Origin of the sequence: Streptomyces sp. NRRL F-6676, assembly GCF_000725625.1 — a bacterium.
Classification (GTDB): domain Bacteria; phylum Actinomycetota; class Actinomycetes; order Streptomycetales; family Streptomycetaceae; genus Streptomyces.
The window spans coordinates 266,007-283,597 of record NZ_JOHS01000008.1 but is presented as its reverse complement, the minus strand read 5'-3'; the positions used below and the strand labels follow the sequence as shown (position 1 = coordinate 283,597).

At 74.1% G+C, this 17,591-nt stretch carries 14 protein-coding genes; 11 read left to right on the top strand and 3 right to left on the bottom strand.

The genetic code is table 11. The annotated features are described in order from the left end of the window. Nucleotides 1-12 precede the first annotated feature (12 nt). On the bottom strand, nucleotides 13-1,104 hold the full coding sequence (locus tag IO29_RS08005; RefSeq protein ID WP_030378026.1) for a glutamate--cysteine ligase 2: 1,092 nt from the start codon (nucleotides 1,102-1,104) through the stop codon (nucleotides 13-15). A 293-nt stretch (nucleotides 1,105-1,397) separates the two neighbouring features. Here IO29_RS08005 and IO29_RS08000 point away from each other — a divergent pair, with 293 nt between their 5' ends. The 11 genes from IO29_RS08000 (at nucleotide 1,398) to IO29_RS07950 (ending at nucleotide 16,759) form a co-directional block, all read left to right on the top strand. Continuing rightward, nucleotides 1,398-5,663 (top strand): HAMP domain-containing protein, encoded by a 4,266-nt coding sequence (locus tag IO29_RS08000; RefSeq protein ID WP_030378025.1) that lies wholly within the window; start codon nucleotides 1,398-1,400, stop codon nucleotides 5,661-5,663. Between the two features lie 1,131 nt (nucleotides 5,664-6,794). Further along, complete coding sequence (locus IO29_RS07995) at nucleotides 6,795-9,236, top strand: SpoIIE family protein phosphatase (protein WP_051707644.1); 2,442 nt, start codon at nucleotides 6,795-6,797, stop codon at nucleotides 9,234-9,236. A gap of 111 nt (nucleotides 9,237-9,347) precedes the next feature. Then, complete coding sequence (locus tag IO29_RS07990) at nucleotides 9,348-10,208, top strand: RNA polymerase sigma factor SigF (protein ID WP_030378023.1); 861 nt, start codon at nucleotides 9,348-9,350, stop codon at nucleotides 10,206-10,208. A gap of 204 nt (nucleotides 10,209-10,412) precedes the next feature. Further along, complete coding sequence (locus tag IO29_RS07985) at nucleotides 10,413-10,661, top strand: hypothetical protein (RefSeq protein ID WP_030378022.1); 249 nt, start codon at nucleotides 10,413-10,415, stop codon at nucleotides 10,659-10,661. Between the two features lie 303 nt (nucleotides 10,662-10,964). Further along, nucleotides 10,965-11,360: an STAS domain-containing protein gene (locus IO29_RS07980; RefSeq protein WP_051707645.1), complete on the top strand. Its 396-nt coding sequence runs from the start codon at nucleotides 10,965-10,967 to the stop codon at nucleotides 11,358-11,360. A 150-nt stretch (nucleotides 11,361-11,510) separates the two neighbouring features. Beyond that, on the top strand, nucleotides 11,511-12,416 hold the full coding sequence (locus IO29_RS07975; protein WP_078618101.1) for an STAS domain-containing protein: 906 nt from the start codon (nucleotides 11,511-11,513) through the stop codon (nucleotides 12,414-12,416). Next, nucleotides 12,413-12,832 carry an STAS domain-containing protein gene (locus tag IO29_RS07970; protein ID WP_030378019.1) on the top strand — a complete coding sequence of 140 codons (420 nt, stop codon included), beginning with the start codon at nucleotides 12,413-12,415 and terminating at the stop codon, nucleotides 12,830-12,832. The genes IO29_RS07975 and IO29_RS07970 overlap by 4 nt, the downstream gene beginning before the upstream one ends. Before the next feature lie 47 nt (nucleotides 12,833-12,879). Further along, nucleotides 12,880-13,275 carry an anti-sigma regulatory factor gene (locus tag IO29_RS07965; protein WP_051707646.1) on the top strand — a complete coding sequence of 132 codons (396 nt, stop codon included), beginning with the start codon at nucleotides 12,880-12,882 and terminating at the stop codon, nucleotides 13,273-13,275. After that, complete coding sequence (locus tag IO29_RS07960; RefSeq protein WP_030378017.1) at nucleotides 13,272-14,387, top strand: ATP-binding SpoIIE family protein phosphatase; 1,116 nt, start codon at nucleotides 13,272-13,274, stop codon at nucleotides 14,385-14,387. The genes IO29_RS07965 and IO29_RS07960 overlap by 4 nt, the downstream gene beginning before the upstream one ends. Nucleotides 14,388-14,394: 7 nt before the next feature. Next, the gene (locus IO29_RS07955) at nucleotides 14,395-16,221 is read left to right on the top strand and encodes a PP2C family protein-serine/threonine phosphatase (RefSeq protein ID WP_030378016.1); all 1,827 of its coding nucleotides are present in this window, start codon (nucleotides 14,395-14,397) and stop codon (nucleotides 16,219-16,221) included. 103 nt (nucleotides 16,222-16,324) lie between these two features. Continuing rightward, the gene (locus tag IO29_RS07950) at nucleotides 16,325-16,759 is read left to right on the top strand and encodes an ATP-binding protein (protein ID WP_030378015.1); all 435 of its coding nucleotides are present in this window, start codon (nucleotides 16,325-16,327) and stop codon (nucleotides 16,757-16,759) included. 73 nt (nucleotides 16,760-16,832) lie between these two features. Here IO29_RS07950 and IO29_RS07945 read toward each other — a convergent pair whose 3' ends face one another. Then, entirely contained in the window at nucleotides 16,833-17,198 is a 366-nt protein-coding gene (locus tag IO29_RS07945; RefSeq protein ID WP_030378014.1) for a hypothetical protein, read from the bottom strand. A 70-nt stretch (nucleotides 17,199-17,268) separates the two neighbouring features. Then, the gene (locus tag IO29_RS07940) at nucleotides 17,269-17,517 is read right to left on the bottom strand and encodes a DUF5133 domain-containing protein (RefSeq protein WP_033225648.1); all 249 of its coding nucleotides are present in this window, start codon (nucleotides 17,515-17,517) and stop codon (nucleotides 17,269-17,271) included. Between the last annotated feature and the right edge of the window lie 74 nt (nucleotides 17,518-17,591).

Sequence of the window (17,591 nt, the reverse complement as noted above, 5' to 3'; positions counted from 1 at the left end):
GCGGGCGTCCCTTCAGCCCTGCGTCCGCCGTACGCACTCCGCGACCACGTCGCCCAGGCTGCCCCTCTCCTCCAGCAGCCTCCGCTGCACCACCGCGCCGTTCCCCTCCCGCAGCACCCCCGCCGCCGCCTCGCGCGCCCGTTCCGCGTCGCCCGTCTCCTCCAGGGCCGCGCCCACGTGGTCCAGCAGCGCCCCCACCACGTCCGCTACCGGCCGCGGCCGCATCGTCACCGGGTCGAGGAGCTCGCCCTCGGCGCCCGACCGCGCGGCCCGCCACGCCGCCAGCCGCATCAGGCTCACGTCGTGCGGCACCGGCTCGACCCCCGCGGCCGCCTCCCGCGCCGCCGTCTCGACCAGCCCGCGCGCCAGCGTGGCGACGAGCACGGTCGTGGACGGGTCCAGGCAGACGTCCGAGACCCGGATCTCCACCGTGGGGTACGTCCGGGAGAGCCGGGCGTCGAAGTAGACCATCCCCTCGTCCCGCAGCACCCCGGTGGCGACCATGTCGCCGACCAGCCGGTGGTACCCCTCGGCGGAGCCGAACAGCGCGGTGGGCCCCGCCATGGGCCAGCGTGCCCACACCCGGCTGCGATAGCTGGCGTAGCGGCTGTCCCTGCCCTGCCAGAAGGGCGAGTTGGCGCTGAGCGCGGTCAGCACGGGCAGCCACGGCCGGACGCGGTCGAGGACCGCGACCGCCTCGTCGTCCGAGTCGACCGCCACATGAACATGGCAGCCGCACACGAGCTGTTCCCGGGGCAGCAGCCCGAACTCCTCCGCCATCCACTGGTAGCGGCTGTTCACGGTGAGCTGCGGGGTGACCGGCAGCGGTGACGTCGCCAGCGCGGCGACCACCGCGCCCACGTCCCCGGCATGCCGGGCCGCCTCCTTGCGGCAGCGCAGGATCTCCGCGCCGAGCGCCTCCATGTCCGACTGCGGGTGCGTGGCGAACTCCAGCATCTGGGACTGGAGTTCCTTCTCGAAGACGTCGTCCCCGCCCCCGGCGTCGTGCGCGGCGCGGGCCAGCACCGCGGCCGCCAGGGCGCGCGGCTCCCCGCTCTCCGGATCCACCAGGAGAAGCTCCTCCTCCACGCCGACCGTACGCACGTCGCTGTTCTCCCTCCCTGCACCGGGTCACGCGACGGCCCGCGCCGTCCCCACGGCCTGTCCCGCGAGTGCCCCGCCGCCCCCCGCGGAAACCGGCGCCCGGGTCGGCGCGTGCTCCCCGCGAACACTTTGTTGCCCTTCGGGAAAGTGGGTTAGCCTGCCGCGTATTTCTCATGAGGCGGATCGCCGGTACGGCGGGGAACCCTCGGAGCCGGACGGGCGATCCCCACCCCGGCCCCGCTGCGTTCGTACGCCATGGCCGGCGGCTCCTGGAGAGCGGGACGAGGGTGGGCATGAGCAGGGCGACGGACGAGACCACGAGCCGTGGCTCGGGCGACCAGGAGCTGCGCCGGCTCCTCGCCGGTCTGACGGCGGTCCGGGACGGCGACTTCGGCACCCGGCTGCCGGACGACGGCGGGGGGCTGCTCGGCGAGATCGCCACCGTCTTCAACGGGATGGTGGACCAGCTGTCCCTGTTCACCTCCGAGGTCACCAGGGTGGCCCGCGAGGTGGGCACCGAGGGCACGCTCGGCGGCCAGGCGGAGGTCCCCGGCGTCTCGGGCACATGGGCGGACCTGACCGACTCCGTGAACGCGATGGCCGGCAACCTCACCACCCAGGTCCGTGACATCGCCCAGGTCGCCACGGCGGTGGCCAGGGGTGACCTGTCGCAGAAGATCGACGTGCCGGCCCGCGGGGAGATCCTGGAGCTGAAGGAGACCGTCAACACGATGGTCGACCAGCTCTCCGCCTTCGCCGACGAGGTCACCCGCGTCGCCCGCGAGGTCGGCAGCGAGGGCCGCCTCGGCGGCCAGGCGCAGGTGCCCGGGGTCGGCGGGGTGTGGCGGGACCTGACCGACTCCGTCAACCACATGGCCGGCAACCTCACCTCGCAGGTGCGTTCGATCGCCCAGGTGACGACGGCGGTGGCACGCGGCGATCTGTCGAAGAAGATCGACGTGGACGCGCGGGGCGAGATCCTGGAGCTGAAGAGCACCATCAACACGATGGTCGACCAGCTCTCCTCGTTCGCCGCCGAGGTCACCCGGGTCGCCCGCGAGGTCGGCACCGACGGACGGCTCGGCGGCCAGGCGGACGTCAAGGACGTACGGGGCACCTGGCGGGACCTCACCGACTCGGTGAACTCCATGGCCGGGAACCTGACCGACCAGGTGCGCTCGATCGCCCAGGTCGCCACGGCCGTCGCCAAGGGCGATCTGTCGCAGAAGATCACCGTGGACGCGCGGGGCGAGATCCTGGCCCTGAAGGACACCATCAACACGATGGTCGAGCAGCTCTCGGCCTTCGCCGACGAGGTCACCCGCGTCGCCCGCGAGGTCGGCACGGCCGGCAACCTGGGCGGTCAGGCGCAGGTGCGGGGGGTGTCGGGGACGTGGAAGGACCTCACCGACAACGTCAACGTGATGGCGTCGAACCTCACCGGTCAGGTCCGCTCGATCGCCCAGGTGGCCACCGCGGTCGCCAAGGGCGATCTGTCGCAGAAGATCACGGTGGAGGCCAAGGGCGAGGTCGCGGCGCTCGCGGACACCATCAACACGATGGTGGACACGCTCTCCGCGTTCGCCGGTGAGGTCACCCGGGTCGCCCGCGAGGTCGGCACCGAGGGCCGGCTCGGCGGGCAGGCGCACGTCCCGAACGTGGCCGGCACCTGGAAGGACCTCACCGACAACGTCAACTCCATGGCGAACAACCTGACCGGTCAGGTCCGCAACATCGCCCTGGTGACGACCGCCGTGGCCAACGGCGACCTGTCGAAGAAGATCGACGTGGACGCGCGGGGCGAGATCCTGGAGCTGAAGACGACCATCAACACGATGGTCGACCAGCTCTCCTCGTTCGCCGCCGAGGTCACCCGGGTCGCCCGCGAGGTGGGCAGCGAGGGCCGGCTCGGCGGGCAGGCCGAGGTGGAGGGCGTCTCCGGCACATGGAAGCGGCTCACCGAGAACGTCAACGAGCTGGCGGGCAACCTCACCCGTCAGGTGCGGGCCATCGCCGAGGTGACCAGCGCGGTCGCCGAGGGCGATCTGACCCGGTCGATCACCGTGGACGCCTCCGGCGAGGTCGCCGACCTCAAGGACAACATCAACTCGATGGTCGGCTCGCTGCGCGAGACCACGCGGGCCAACCAGGAGCAGGACTGGCTCAAGACCAACCTGGCCCGGATCTCGGGGCTCATGCAGGGCCACCGGGACCTCGCCGTCGTCGCCGAGCTGATCATGGACGAGCTGACGCCGCTGGTCTCCGCCCAGTACGGCGCGTTCTACCTCGCGGAGGAGACGGGCCGCGGCACCGAGCTGCGACTCATCGGCTCCTACGGCTACCCGGCCGACGACGGGCGCCCCGAGCGGATCCCCCTCGGGCGGTCCCTGGTCGGGCAGGCCGCGCGCAACCGGCGTGCGATCACCGTGGACGCGCTGCCGTCCGCCTACGTGACGATCTCCTCCGGGCTCGGCCGGACCGAGCCGACCGCGCTGCGGGTGCTGCCGATCGTGGTGGAGGAGCAGGTGCTCGGTGTCATCGAACTGGCCTCGGTGACCCGGTTCACGCAGATCCACGAGGACTTCCTCGAACAGCTCATGGAGACGGTCGGCGTCAACGTCAACACGATCGTCGCCAACGCCCGTACGGACGAACTGCTTCTGGAGTCGCAGCGGCTCACCACCGAACTCCAGGCCCGCTCCGAGGAGTTGCAGGTCCAGCAGGACGAATTGCAGCGCTCCAACGCGGAGCTGGAGGAGAAGGCCACGCTGCTGGCCGAGCAGAACCGGGACATCGAGACGAAGAACCTGGAGATCGAGCAGGCCCGGCAGGAGCTGGAGACCCGCGCGCAGGAGCTCTCCCTCGCCTCGAAGTACAAGTCGGAGTTCCTGGCCAACATGAGCCACGAGCTGCGCACCCCCCTCAACAGCCTGCTGATCCTCGCCCAGTTGCTGGCGCAGAACCCCTCGCACAACCTCACGCCGAAGCAGGTGGAGTACGCCGGGATCATCCACTCCGCCGGTTCGGACCTGCTGCAACTGATCAACGACATCCTCGATCTGTCCAAGGTCGAGGCGGGCAAGATGGACATCAGCCCCGAGCGGGTGCCGCTGCGCCGGCTGCTCGACTACGTCGAGGCCACGTTCCGCCCGATGACGAGCCAGAAGAGCCTGGAGTTCACGGTCTCCACCGCGCCCGGTGTGCCGGTGGACCTGCTCACCGACGACTCCCGGCTGCGGCAGGTGCTGCGCAATCTGCTGTCCAACGCGGTGAAGTTCACCGAGCGGGGCAGCGTGGAGCTGCGCATCGAACCGGCGCAGGCCCAGGACGTGCCGGCCGCCGTGCACCGCGAGGGCGCCGTGGTGGCGTTCCACGTCAAGGACTCCGGCATCGGCATCGCCGCGCACCAGCTGGAGACCATCTTCGGCGCGTTCCAGCAGGCGGACGGCACCACCAGCCGCAAGTACGGCGGCACGGGCCTCGGTCTGTCCATCACCCGGGAGATCGCCCATCTGCTGGGCGGCGCGGTGACGGTGGAGAGCACGCCGGGGCAGGGCAGCACGTTCACCCTGTATCTGCCGGTCGCCCGGGCCGACTTCGAGGAGCTGAACCGGGCGCCGCAGCCGGCGGCGCTGCCGGCCGGGTCCGGCGAGGCGTCCGAGGCGCCGCCCGCCCCGGCCACGGCCACGCCGCCGGCCGCGCGGCGCCGCCGGCTGCTCATCCTGGAGGAGCGGCCGCGCGGGCTGCTCACGCTGGTCGCCGAGAGCACCGTCGCCAATCTGTCGCGGGGGCACGGCGGGACCGATCCGCGCGAGGTCATCGACATCATCACCACCGTCGACGCGCAGGAGGCGGCCGGGGCACTGGCCGCCGAGCCGTGCCACTGCGTGGTGCTCGACCTCGGCATGGGCGACGACGAGGCCTCCCGCTTCCTGGACGCGCTCGACGGGGACCCGGCGCCCGCCTCCGTGCCGGTGCTGGTCCACAACGGCCGGCGCGTCGACGTCGACCGGGACCCGGTGCTGCGCGGACGCACCGAGAGCGGTGCCCTGGAGATCCTCTCCAGCCTGGACGAGCTGCGCGAGCGCATCGCCCTGCACCTGTCGGCCGAGGAGCCGGGCGACGTACTGCCGCTGGTGCGCACGGAGAAGCCGCAGCCGGAGTCGCCGGTGGTGGACGGCTCGTTCGCCGGCCGTACGGTCCTCGTCGTCGACGACGACGCCCGCAATCTGTTCGCCCTGAGCGGCATCCTGGAGCTGCACGGCTTCCGGGTGCTGCACGCGGAGAACGGCCGCAAGGGGGTGGACGCGCTGCTCGCCCACCCGGAGGTCTGCCTGGTCCTGATGGACGTGATGATGCCGGAGATGGACGGCTACGCGGCCACCGCGGAGATCCGCGGCCTGCCGCGCTACGCCGATCTGCCGATCATCGCGGTCACCGCGAAGGCGATGCCCGGCGACCGGGAGAAGAGCCTGCTGTCCGGCGCGAGCGACTACGTGACCAAACCGGTCGACGCCAACGATCTGATCGCCTGCGTCCGCCGCTGGCTGACCGGCTGAGGCCGGGCGGTGCCCGCACCGCCCCGCCCGCCGCACGGACCTCTCCGACCGCCAGCCGAGGAGCACGACCGCAGTGACCACACCCCACGGACCCGACGGGCCCCCGGCCGAGGACCCACCGCAGCCCCCGCCTCCCACGGCGGACACCCCGTCGGCGGACGCCACCGGGCACCCCGACGCCCAACCCCCCGCCGCCGAACCGTCCGACGCCCACTCACCCGGCACGGCCCGCGTACCGGCCGACACCCCGTCACCTGACACGGCCCCGGTACCGGCCGACGCGACCGCGCCCCGCACGACGGCAGGCCAGGCCGACGGAACCAGGCCGACGGAACCACACCCGGCACGGGCCCCGTACCGGCCAGCACGACCGCGCCCCGCACGGCGGCACGCCAGGCCGACGGAACCACACCCGGCACGGCCGCCGAACCGGCCGACACGACCGCGCCCGGCACGACGGCACGCCAGGCCGACGGAACCACACTCGGCACGGGCCCCGTCGGCACGGGCCCCGTACCGGCCAGCACGACCGCGCCCCGCACGGCGGCACGCCAGGCCGACGGAACCACACCCGGCACGGGCCCCGTACCGGCCGACACGACCGCGCCCCACACGACGGCACACCGAGCCGACGGGACCACACCCGGTACGGCCCCCGAACCGGCCGGCACGACCGCGCCCCACACGACGGCACGCCAGGCCGACGGGACCACACCCGCCACGGCCCCCGCCGGGTCCGCCCCCGGCGGCGAAGCCGCATCCGGTGCCACCGCCGGGGCCGGGGCCGACGGCCCCGTCCCAGCGGGCCCCGTCCCAGCGGGCCCCGTCCCGGCGAGCCCCGTCCCGGCAGGCCCCGTCCCGGCGGTCGCCGCCCCGGCGAGCCCCGTCCCGGCAGGCGCCGCCCCGGCGAGCCCCGTCCCGGCAGGCGCCGCCGCGGCGCCGACGGACGCCGTCGGCTCCGGCGCGGACCCGGCGGTACGGCCCGACGGCCCCGGCCGGCCGGCGGCCGCCCCCGGGACGAGCCGCGCCCCGCGACCGGGGGGCGCCGACGCCCCGGCAGCCGGTGCCGGCTCCGCCACGGGCCCCGGCCCGCTGCCGGGCGGAGCCGGTGGCGCGCCGGAGGCGGATGCCGTGTCGGGTGCGGACGGTGGCGGGCGCCGGGCGCCGTCCGTCGTCGAGGGCGCCGACGGCGATGCCGGCCTCGCCGCCGGGACCGGCGACGGCGACGCGCGGTCGGCCGTGGGGCGGCTCGCGGCGACCGTGCGGCGGTTGCGGCAGGAGGTGTGGGCCGCGCAGGCGGCCGCCGACGGGCGGGCCCTGGTCGACCTGGCGCGCGGCATCCTCATCGAGCGGCTCGGCCTCGGCCCCGTCGAAGCCGCCCGGCATCTCACCGCCCTCGCCGAGCAGGCCGGCGTGGCGCCCCTGGAACTGGCCGTCGACGTCATCAACCAGGCGGCCCGCGACCGCCTCTCCGAGGTCGCCGCGGAGTTCGTCGCCGAGGCCACCGAGGCACCCGGCACCCCGGCCGGCCCCCGTGCGGCCTCCTCCGCGGTGGTCCGGCTGCGCACGGCGGAGAGCGGCGCGCTGGCCGCCGCCGACGCCCAGGCCGTCGCCGACTCCCTCCTCCAGCACGCCCTCGCCCCGCTGGGCGCCTGCGCGGTCGCCGTGTGGGCGGCCCGCTCCGACGGCTCCCTCGCGCTGGCCGGCAGCGCCGGCTTCTCCGCCGCGGAGGCGGAGCGCTGGTGCTACGTCCCGCCGGGCGTCGCCACCGTCGCCCGCTGCGCGCTCACCGAGCGCGGCACCCAGTGGTACTCCTCCCTCGACGAGGCCGGCGTCCCCAGCATCGGCCACACCGAGTTCCCGCACGGCGGCCGGGTCGCCGTACCCGCCGGCACCGGCGGCCGCATCCACGGCGTCCTGGAGATCGGCTGGGCCTCCCCGCTCGCCCCGCAGCCCCCGCAGATCGTCCGCCAGGTCGAGGCACTGGCCGAGCTGTGCGCGCACACCCTGGAGACCCACACCCCGCCCGTCGTCACCCCCGGCGAGCCGCCCGCCCAGCCCGGTGTCTCCGAACTCGTCCACCTCGCCGAGGGCCTGCACGACCCGGCGCTGGTGCTCGTCCCCTGCTTCGACGACGACGGCCACCTCGTCGACTTCCGCATCCACTACGTCAACTCCCGCTTCCTCGACCCGGCCGGCCGGCCGCGCGGTGCCGTCAACGGGGCGCTGCTCCTGGAGGCCTATCCGATGGCCGCCGGGGAGAGCGAGCTGTTCCAGCGGATCGAGCGGGTGTACGCCACGGGCGAGCCGTTCCGCGCCCAGCGGATGACGCTCACCGCGCTGGTCGAGGAGGTGGCGCTGTCCGCCGTGGCGGACGTGCACATCAGCCGGCACGGCAGCAGCCTGCTGTTCATCTGGCGGATCGAGGACGAGGCGGCCCGGCTGGCCAGCCTGCTCCAGCACGCCCAGCGGCTCGGCCGGATCGGCGGCTTCGAGGAGAACCTCCTCACCGACGGCGTCACCTGGAACAGCCAGCTCTACGGGCTCTTCGGCCGCCCCTCCTACGGCGTCCCGGTCCGGCTCCAGGACCTGCCCGCGCACGCCCACCCCGACGACGCCGTGGCCCTCGGCCGCTTTCTGCGGACCGTGCTGCACAACCTGCGCCCCGCCTCCGTCGCCTTCCGGCTACAGCGCCCGGACGGCGTCACCCGGCACATGCGGGTGGTGGCCGAGCCGGTGCTGGACGCCGACGACGGGCTGCTCGCCGTGCGCGGGGCGTACCAGGACATCTCCGCCCAGCACTGGACGGAGGTCGCACTGGCCGCCACCCGCGACCAGCTCGCCCACAGCGAGCAGCAGTCCGCCGAACGCAACCGGCTGGCGCTGCAATTGCAGCACGCGATCATGCCGCCCACCCAGGCGCCGCTGGAGATTCCCCAGTTGCGGCTCGCCGTGCGCTACCGGCCCGCCGAGACCGAGCAGCTGGTCGGCGGCGACTGGTACGACGCGGTCGTGCTGCCGTCGAAGAAGGTGCTGCTGTGCGTGGGCGACGTCGCCGGGCACGGCATCGACGCGGCGACCAGCATGGTCGTGCTGCGCAACGCGCTGCGGGGCCTCGCGGTCACCGGCGCGGGCCCGGCCCAGCTGCTGTCCTGGCTGAACATAGTGGCGCACCACCTCACCGGCGCCGTCACCGCCACCGCCGTGTGCGGCCTGTACGACCCCGTCACCCGCTCCCTGCGCTGGGCCAGGGCGGGCCACCTCCCGCCCGTACTGGTGCGGAACGCGGAGGCCACCGCTCTGCCGCTGGTACGGGGCCTGCTGCTCGGCGCGGTGTCGGAGACGACGTACGAGGAGGCCGAGGTGCGGCTCGCCCCGGACGACACGCTGCTGATGTACACCGACGGCCTGATCGAGCGCCGCGACCTGCCGGTGGAGGAGTCGCTGGCGCATCTGCTGACCACGGCCGGCACCCCCGCCTCGCCGCTGCCGCAGCAGCTGGACCGGCTGCTGACGTACAGCAGATCGGACACCGACGACGACACCTGCATCGTGGGCATACGCGTGCTGTGACCGGCGACGGGGAACCCTTCGTACGAGAGAGCGAAAAGGGCGGTGTGAAGATCGGCAAGGGGGGTACTGAAGCGTGGCCCATGCCAACCCCATTGAATGAGGGTGAATGAGATGACAGCCGTGGCCGCCCACGCCGCAGCCCGTACGACGCATGTGACCCCAGCTCCGGACACCGTCGCCGATCCCCAGAGCGTCAGCCCCAAGGACGCGCGGGAGCTGTCCCGGCACTTCTTCGCCCGGCTGGCCACGCTGGAGGAGGGCACGCCCGACTTCCAGTACGTGCGCAACACCCTGATCGAGATGAACCTCTCGCTCGTCCGGTACGCGGCCTCGCGGTTCCGCAGCCGGGGCGCGGACGAGATGGAGGACATCGTCCAGGTCGGCACGATCGGTCTGATCAAGGCGATCGACCGGTTCGAGCTGACGCGGGAGGTGGAGTTCACCTCGTTCGCGGTGCCGTACATCGTGGGTGAGATCAAGCGTTTCTTCCGGGACACCAGCTGGGCCGTGCACGTGCCGCGCCGGCTCCAGGAGGCGCGGGTCGAACTGGCCCGGGCGACGGAGGAGTTGAGCCGCCGCACCGGCAGACAGCCGACGGTGCGGGAGCTGTCGGCGCTGATGTCGCTGCCGGAGGAGGAGGTCATCGAGGCGCGCAAGGCGTCGAACGCGTACCGCAGTTCGTCGCTGGACGCGTCACTGAGCGGGGACGGCGCGCTGGACGGCGAGACCGCCCTCGCGGACTTCATCGGCGTGGAGGAGCGCGGCCTGGAGCTGGTCGAGGATCTGCACTCCCTGGCCCCCCTGGTCGCCGGCCTCCCCGAACGCGACCGCACGATCCTGCACCTGCGCTTCGTGGAGGAGCTCACCCAGGCCCAGATCGGCGACCGGCTGGGCATCTCCCAGATGCATGTCTCCCGCCTCCTCAACCGCATCGTCACCACCCTGCGCCAGGGATTGCTGGGCACCTCCTGAAGAAGGGGCGCGGGGAACCGCGCGGTCTTTTGGGCGGGGTCTGAGGGCAGCCCCCGGGGGACGGGAAGGGCAGGGGCGGCGGGGGCGAAAACCCCCCCCGCCCCCGCCCCACCCCCGCGTTTCGCGCGATCCTCCCGTGGCACCCGGCAGTCACCGCCCGCCCCGCCCAGGGGCAGACCGAGACGCACAGACAGGAGAGTCCCCATGGCCACCGGAGAGACCGGCTTCAGCGACGTCGTCTTCGACCTCATCTCCGTCCAGTACCACTCCCTGAAGGCCGGCCACGACTACGGCCAGTACGTCCGCGACGCGGAGAACGCCGGCAAGAAGGACATCGCCGACTTCTTCCGCTCCGTCATGGAGCAGGACTCCGAGCGCGCCGCCCAGTGCCACCGCTTCCTCGGCGAACTCCGCGGCCCCGAGGACGCCCAGCCCGTCAGGGGCACGGACTGACCGCACCGCGCCACACCGCACCCACCCGCCCCGGGCCCGCCGCACACGCACCACGTGCGCCGGGCCCGGGCGCTTCCACGTCCCGGCCCGGCGACCCCGCCGCAGCGGCCTGCGGAGGCGGCGTCCGGGTTCCGCGCCGGCGAGGCATGCCCCGCCCCGCTCCGGGTAGGCGGGCTCTGCTCGCCACGGCCCGCACGCCCCGCGGCGAGACGTTGATCACTGCCAAGGGACGCGTCCGCGGCGCATCCGGACGCCACCCCGGGGTAGGCAGGCTCTCGTAGGAAGTGCTTCGTGGAGGACGATGTGTCGACTGAACAAGCCCCCCTTTCCATCGACGTGACCCTGCCCCGGGAGGATGTCGCGCTGGTCACCGTGAAGGGATTCCTCGACGTCGACACGGCGACCGAGCTGCACCACCACCTGGCCAACCAGGTGCACCACGGCCGGCACCATCTGCTGCTCGACCTGTCCGCCGTGCCGTTCATGGACTCCTCCGGCATCAACATCATTCTCAAGGCGTACAAGGAGACGCGGCGGGTCGACGGCAGCGTGCGCCTGGTGGACCCGGCCCCCGCCGTCCAGCGCATCCTGGATTTGACCGGCGTGAGCCTGACCGTCCCGTCCGCCAAGACCGTGGACGACGCGCTCGCCGACCTGAACGGCACGACACCCGGCGGCACGACCGCCGCCGGCGGCTGACGACCACCGCCCCCGCCCGCGCACGGTTCCGGTCTCCGACGGCAGGAGGCCCCTTCCGCCGTGCGCGGGAAGACCCGGTCGTACCATTTCGGCGGGAAGCCCGCCCGCAAGCCCCGCCGACAGCCCGTGACCTCGAAGGAGACAGGAAACGTGACGGACCAGGAGCCGGCAGTGGCCGTGGACAAGGGCGCAGCGGCACGAGCCGTCGGTGAGTTCCTGTTGCGCCGCCGGGAACAGATCGCCCAGCGCTGGGCGGACGAGACCTTGTTCCGCACGGTCTTCACGGTCTCCCGCGACGAGGCCGTGGAGATGGCCAGGAACGTCGTCGAGGCGCTCGCCGCGGTGGCCGCCTCCGGCCAGGTGGAGAGCCTGGGCGCGGCCGGCTTCGCCGGGGTGCGTGAGCAGATCGGCCGCATGGCGTCGTCCCGGGCGCGCTCGGGGGCCACGGCCGCGGGCATCGCCGGCGAGGTCGCGGCCCTGCGCCCCTCCGTCGTCGAGCAGCTGACGGCGGACCTGGCGGAGGCGGACGGCGCGGCCCGCGAGGAGTGCATGGTGACGCTCACCGTGCTGCTCGGGACCCTGCGCGTCCTGGTCATGGAGACGGCCCTCACCGCGGGCGAGGAGCTCCTGGAGCGGCAGCGCATGCAGCTCCTGGAGGTGGCCACGCCGGTGATCAAGCTGTGGAGCGGCATCGTCGCCGTCCCGCTGATCGGCACGCTCGACAGCGCCCGCAGCCAGGTGGTGATGGAGAGCCTCCTCGAGGCCGTCGTCGCGCAGCGGGCCCGGTTCGCCATCCTGGACATCACCGGGGTGCCGACGGTCGACTCGCTGGTCGCCCAGCATCTGATGAAGACGGTCGCGGCGGCCCGGCTGATGGGCGCGGAGTGCATCGTCTCGGGCATCCGGCCGGCGATCGCGCAGACCATCGTCCACCTGGGGATCGACCTCGGTTCGGTGGTGACCCGGGCGACCCTGGCGGACGCCCTCGGGTACGCCCTGCACCGCCAGGGCGCCATGATCGTCGACCAGCCGAGCGCGGGGGGCGACCCGCGGTGACCGGCGGTGGCCCGGACCCGCTGGGCAGCCATGTGCCCGTCCTCAAGCTCGGCGACGTCCTGCTGGTGACGTTGCAGGGCGATCTCCACGACCACGCGGCCGAGAAGTTGCAGCGGGACATCGTCGAGGCGATCGCGCGCAGTTCGGTCACCGGTGTCGTCCTCGACGTCTCGGGCGTGGAGATCGTCGACTCGTTCCTCGGCCGGGTGTTCGCGGAGATCGCCGCCAACGCCCGGCTGCTGGCGGCGCAGACCGTCGTGGCCGGGATGCGGCCCGCGGTGGCGATCACCCTGGTCGAGCTGGGGCTCACCCTGCCCGGGCTGCGCACGGCGCTCGACACCCAGGAAGCGCTGCGCATGCTGACGGAGGCGTCCGCCGCCCTCCCGCGCGGGGCCGAACGCCGGGAGAGCGCGTGACCGAGACCTCCGGCCGGGTGGCCGCCCGGCTGCCGATCCGCTCGGACATGGATCTGGCGTGGGTACGGCAGCATGTGCGGCAGGCCGCCGCCGAGCTCGGCTTCGGCCTGGTGGAGCAGACCAAACTGGTCACCGCGGCCAGCGAACTGGCCCGCAACACCCTGGTCCACGGCGGGGGCGGACACGTCGACTGCGTCCCGCTCGACGACGGCCGGACCCGGGGCCTGAAGCTGACGTTCTCCGACGAGGGCCCGGGCATCCCCGACGTGGAGCTGGCGCTGAGCGACGGCTACACCTCCGGCGGCGGGCTCGGCCTGGGCCTGGGCGGAGCGCGCCGGCTGGTGCACGAGTTCTCCCTGGACAGCCGGCCGGGCGAGGGCACCTCGGTGACGGTCATCTGCTGGGCCGCGGCCCCGCCGCACCCGCGCGGGGGCGTCCGATGACCCGCGTCTGGGACGTGCCGGTGCACGACTCGACCCGGGTGCGGGACGCCCGGGTGGCCGCCGAGAGCGCGGCCGGCCTGCTGGGCTTCGACGAGGCCCGCCGGGCGGTGGCGGCGCTGGTCGCCACCGAGCTGGCCACCAATCTGCTCAAGCACGCGGGCGGCGGCCAGATCCTGGTCGACACGGTGGACGCCGCCGACACCGCGCCGGCGGCGCCCGGCCCGGGAGCGGCCCCCGGCGTCCGGGGACCGCTCCCGGCCGGGGAGCGGAACCGGCTGGTGCAGATCGTCGCGCTCGACCACGGCCCCGGCATCCCCGATCTGCCGGCCGCCCTCGGCGACGGCTGGTCGACGACGCACTCGCTGGGCGCCGGGCTCGGCACCTGTCTGCGCGTCGCCCACGACTTCGACGTGCACAGCGCGCCCGGGCGGGGCACGGTGGCGCTCGCCCGGATCGGCGCGGTCGCCCGGGGCCGGGGCCCGGCGCCCGGCGCCCGTCCGGCGGCGGTCCGGGCCGGCGGGGTCAACATCCCCTTCGCGGCGGCCGAGCAGTCCGGGGACGCGTGGGCGTGCGTGCGCGCCGCCGACCGGGTCACCCTGCTCCTGGCCGACGGTCTCGGACACGGCGCCGGTGCCGCCCTGGCCTCGGACGCGGCCGTGCGGCGGCTGCGCGAGTGCGCGCATCTGCCGCCGCCGGAGCTGCTCGGGCAGCTCCACACCGCGCTGCGCCGCACCCGCGGTGCCGCCGTCGCCGTCGCCCAACTGGACCTGGCCGCCGGGGAGCTGGGCTTCTCGGGGCTCGGCAACATCGGCGCCCGGCTGCGCTCCGGGGACGACTGGCGGCCGCTGCTGTCGCACCCCGGGATAGCCGGCGTGCACTCCCCCGCCCGGCTGCCGCACCACCGGCTGCCGTGGACGTCCGGCAGCGTGCTGGTGCTGCACAGCGACGGCCTGCCCAGCCGCTGGGCGCCCGCCGCCGACGCCGTCTCCCCCGCGCAGGACCCCGCGGTGACCGCGGCCGTGCTCGTGCGCGACGCCAGCAGCTCCGCGCGGCCCGCGCGCGACGACACCACGGTGGCGGTGCTGACCGGCCCGCCGCCCGAGGGACCGTGAGCCCTTCATGACCGACACCTGGCAGATCACCGACGCCGTCGACGCCGCCCGGGCCCGGACGGCCGCCGCCCGCGCCGCGGCCGCGCACGGCGTGCCCGTCGTCGAGCGGGCCCGGCTGGTCGGCGCGCTCTCGGCGCAGCTGCGACAGTGCCTGACCAAGGGCGCCACGTGCCGGCTGGTCCTGAAGACCGAGGTGCCCGCCGACGGCACGGGGCGCGCCCGGCTGTGGGCCGTCGTCGTACCCGACGCGGGCGGCGGGACCGGCACCGGGGAGCCGCCGGCCTGGCAGACCTCCGTCGACCTGCCCGGGCCCGCGGACGGCGGGTGCGCCTCCGGGGGCGTCGGCCCGTCGTCCGTGCGGCCGGGGCCCGACGAGTTCGCCGAGGCGCTGCTCGGCGCCGACGAGGACACCTCGCACCTCCTGGACCGGCTGGCCGAGCAGGAGGCGCTGGTCGCCTTCCACCGCGAGGAGCTGCACCAGACCAATCAGGGCGTGCTGGCGCTGCACGCGGAGCTGGACGCCGCCGGGCAGGCGCAGCGCGAGCTGTTCGCGGCCGAGCGGGCGGCCCGCACGGAGGCGGAGGAGGCGCGCCGCCGGCTGACGTTCCTGGCGGACGCGAGCGCGGCGCTGACCTCCTCCCTCAACCACGAGGAGATCCTGCGGCTGCTGACCGGGCTGCTGGTCCCGGCGTACGCGGGCAGCGCCGATGTGTGGCTGTTCACCAACGGGGAGCGGGAGCGGCGGCGGGCGGCGCGGCCCGCGGCCGCGGTGGTCGCCGCCCGCACCGGCCGTCCGCAGTACGCGGCGGACCATCCGGGCGGGCTGCCGGGGGTCGACGACCGGCCGGCGTCCGCGCTGTGCCCGGACCGGCCGCTGCTGTGCGTGCCGCTGGTCTCCCGGCGTTCGACGCTGGGGGTGCTGACCCTGACACCGCCCGGGGAGCGCTGGGACCCGGACGACGCGGTGATGCTGATCGAGCTGGCCCGCCGGGCGGGCACGGCCATCGACAACGCGCAGCGCTTCGAGCACAACCGGGACATCGCGGAGACGCTGCAACGGGCGCTGCTGACCGAGCTGCCCACGACACCCGGGCTGCGGCTGGCCGCCCGCTATCTGCCGGCCACACACGGGCTGAACATCGGCGGCGACTGGTACGACGCGTTCCGGCAGCCCGACGGCAGTCTGATCACGGTGGTCGGCGACGTGACGGGCCACGGGTTGCACGCGGCGGTGATGATGAGTCAGCTGCGCACCGCGCTGCGGGCGTACGCGGTGGACGGCGGCAGCCCCGGGCAGTTGCTGACCCGGCTGCACGTGTTCCTGCACCACCTCCAGCCCGATCTGTACGCCACCGCCGTGATCGCCCGGTTCCGCCCGGACGAGCCGGTGCTGACCTGGGCCGCCGCCGGGCATCCCCCGCCGGTGCTGCGCACCCCGGACGGTGCGGTGCGCACCCTGGACGCCAAGCCGGGCGCGATGCTCGGCATCCCGCTGCGCCAGGACATCGCCGACCACACGCTGGAGCTGCCGCCCGGGTCGACGCTCGCGCTGTACACCGACGGTCTGGTGGAGCGGCGGGCGCTCGGCATCGACCCGGGGATCGGGCGGCTGGCCGAGGCGCTGGCGGCGCTGCCGGAGAGCGCGCTGAACGGGGCGGAGGGGGATCTGACGGGCGCCGCCGACCGGATCCTCACGCCCATGCTGCACGACTCCGAGCGCGACGACGACGTGTGTCTGCTGCTCTGCCGCACGGGGGACGCGGCGGCGCCGGACCCCGTCGTGGCGCGCGGCGGATCGTCCGGACGTACGACGACGGACGGGGGCCGGACGTGATGCGTAGGCGCACGCGCCGACGGGCAGCCGTGGCTCAGGAGGTGAGAGGCCGGGCAGGAAGGGAAACCGGAAGCGGTGACACCGCAGGCGAGAACGGGGTGAGATGGCAACCGGGCAGCGTTGGGACGACAGGCTTTCCATAGACATGGTCGATAACCTCACCGCCACTTTCGAGGGCGAGCTGCACAACGTGACGGACGCACGGTTCGCCGCGGAGGACTTCCTGCGCACTCTGGCGGACGTCTCCCCTCCCCGGAGTCCGGAGTGCTGGAACGACATCCTGCTGGTGGTCAACGAGCTGGCCGCCAACGCCGTCCAGTACGCGCCGGGCCCGTTCGAGCTGCGGATGCGCCCGACCTTCGACGGCGTCCATGTGACGCTGCACGACACCAATCCCACGCCGCCGGCCCCGCGGCCGTTCCGTCCCAGCACGGGCGGGGGCGGCATCGGGTGGCATCTGGTGCACACCCTGTGCCACCAGGTGAGCGTGGTGACGCAGTCGGACGGCAAGGACGTGCACGTCTTCCTGCCGTGGTGACCGGCCCCGCACACCGCGACGGCCGCCCCCACCGTTCCCGCGGTGGTGGCGGCCGTTTCGCTGCCGGTGGCGGCTACTCCGGGGAGCGGGCCGGCAGACCCCGGTAGTACGCGTCGACGCGGTCGAGGTACGCGGGGTCGAGGGTCTCGCTGTCCGTGCGGAACACGGGCGCGGACTTCACCTCGTCCTTGGTGCAGGCCAGGGTCACCCGCCGGGCCTCGCCGTCGATGGCGGTGACCAGGCCGGCCGGTATCAGCATGCTCTTGCCGAACACCCACACCCCGGTGTCCACGATCAGATGCCGCATGCCGTCCCGTTCGACCTGCCGGTCCACGTGCCCGATGGTCCCGTCGGCCGCGGCGACGGAGAACCCCGTGAGCACCTGTCCCTCCGTGTGGCCGCTGTCCGGTGCGTACGCCCATGGTCTGTCGATGGTCATGGCGCTTCCCCCTTCGTTCCGCGTGCTGTGTGGTGCTGTGTCGTTCCACGTGACCGTGTGGGTGGGCGGGTCAGGCCGCCAGGCGGGTCTCGCGGGCGAGGCGGGCGGTCCGCCGGGCGCAGCAGGCCCTGGCCAGTGCGGCGTCGGCGGCCTCGATGGCCTCGCGTATGCCCTCGGTGCCGGTCGCCGCGCACAGTTGGCGGCTGACCTCCCGCAGGGTTCTTCGTAGTTCCTGGGTGTCCCGTTCGGCGAGTGCGATGCGCACGGTCGCGTAGTGGGTGAGCAGTTCACGCAGGCGCGTGGGGCTGGGCGTCGTCACGGCAGGGCTCCTTTGCGGGCTGTCCTGCTCATATCCCGTTTCGCCGCGCGCACACCCCGACCACGCGGCGACGG

Bases quoted from the DNA above. Each gene is read 5' to 3' on its own strand.
- IO29_RS08000 (WP_030378025.1), top strand. From the start codon at position 1,398: ATGAGCAGGGCGACGGACGAGACCACGAGCCGTGGCTCGGGCGACCAG.
- IO29_RS07990 (WP_030378023.1), top strand. From the start codon at position 9,348: ATGACAGCCGTGGCCGCCCACGCCGCAGCCCGTACGACGCATGTGACC.
- IO29_RS07985 (WP_030378022.1), top strand. From the start codon at position 10,413: ATGGCCACCGGAGAGACCGGCTTCAGCGACGTCGTCTTCGACCTCATC.
- IO29_RS07965 (WP_051707646.1), top strand. From the start codon at position 12,880: ATGGATCTGGCGTGGGTACGGCAGCATGTGCGGCAGGCCGCCGCCGAG.
- IO29_RS07960 (WP_030378017.1), top strand. From the start codon at position 13,272: ATGACCCGCGTCTGGGACGTGCCGGTGCACGACTCGACCCGGGTGCGG.
- IO29_RS07955 (WP_030378016.1), top strand. From the start codon at position 14,395: ATGACCGACACCTGGCAGATCACCGACGCCGTCGACGCCGCCCGGGCC.
- IO29_RS07950 (WP_030378015.1), top strand. From the start codon at position 16,325: ATGGCAACCGGGCAGCGTTGGGACGACAGGCTTTCCATAGACATGGTC.
- IO29_RS07945 (WP_030378014.1), bottom strand. From the start codon at position 17,198: ATGACCATCGACAGACCATGGGCGTACGCACCGGACAGCGGCCACACG.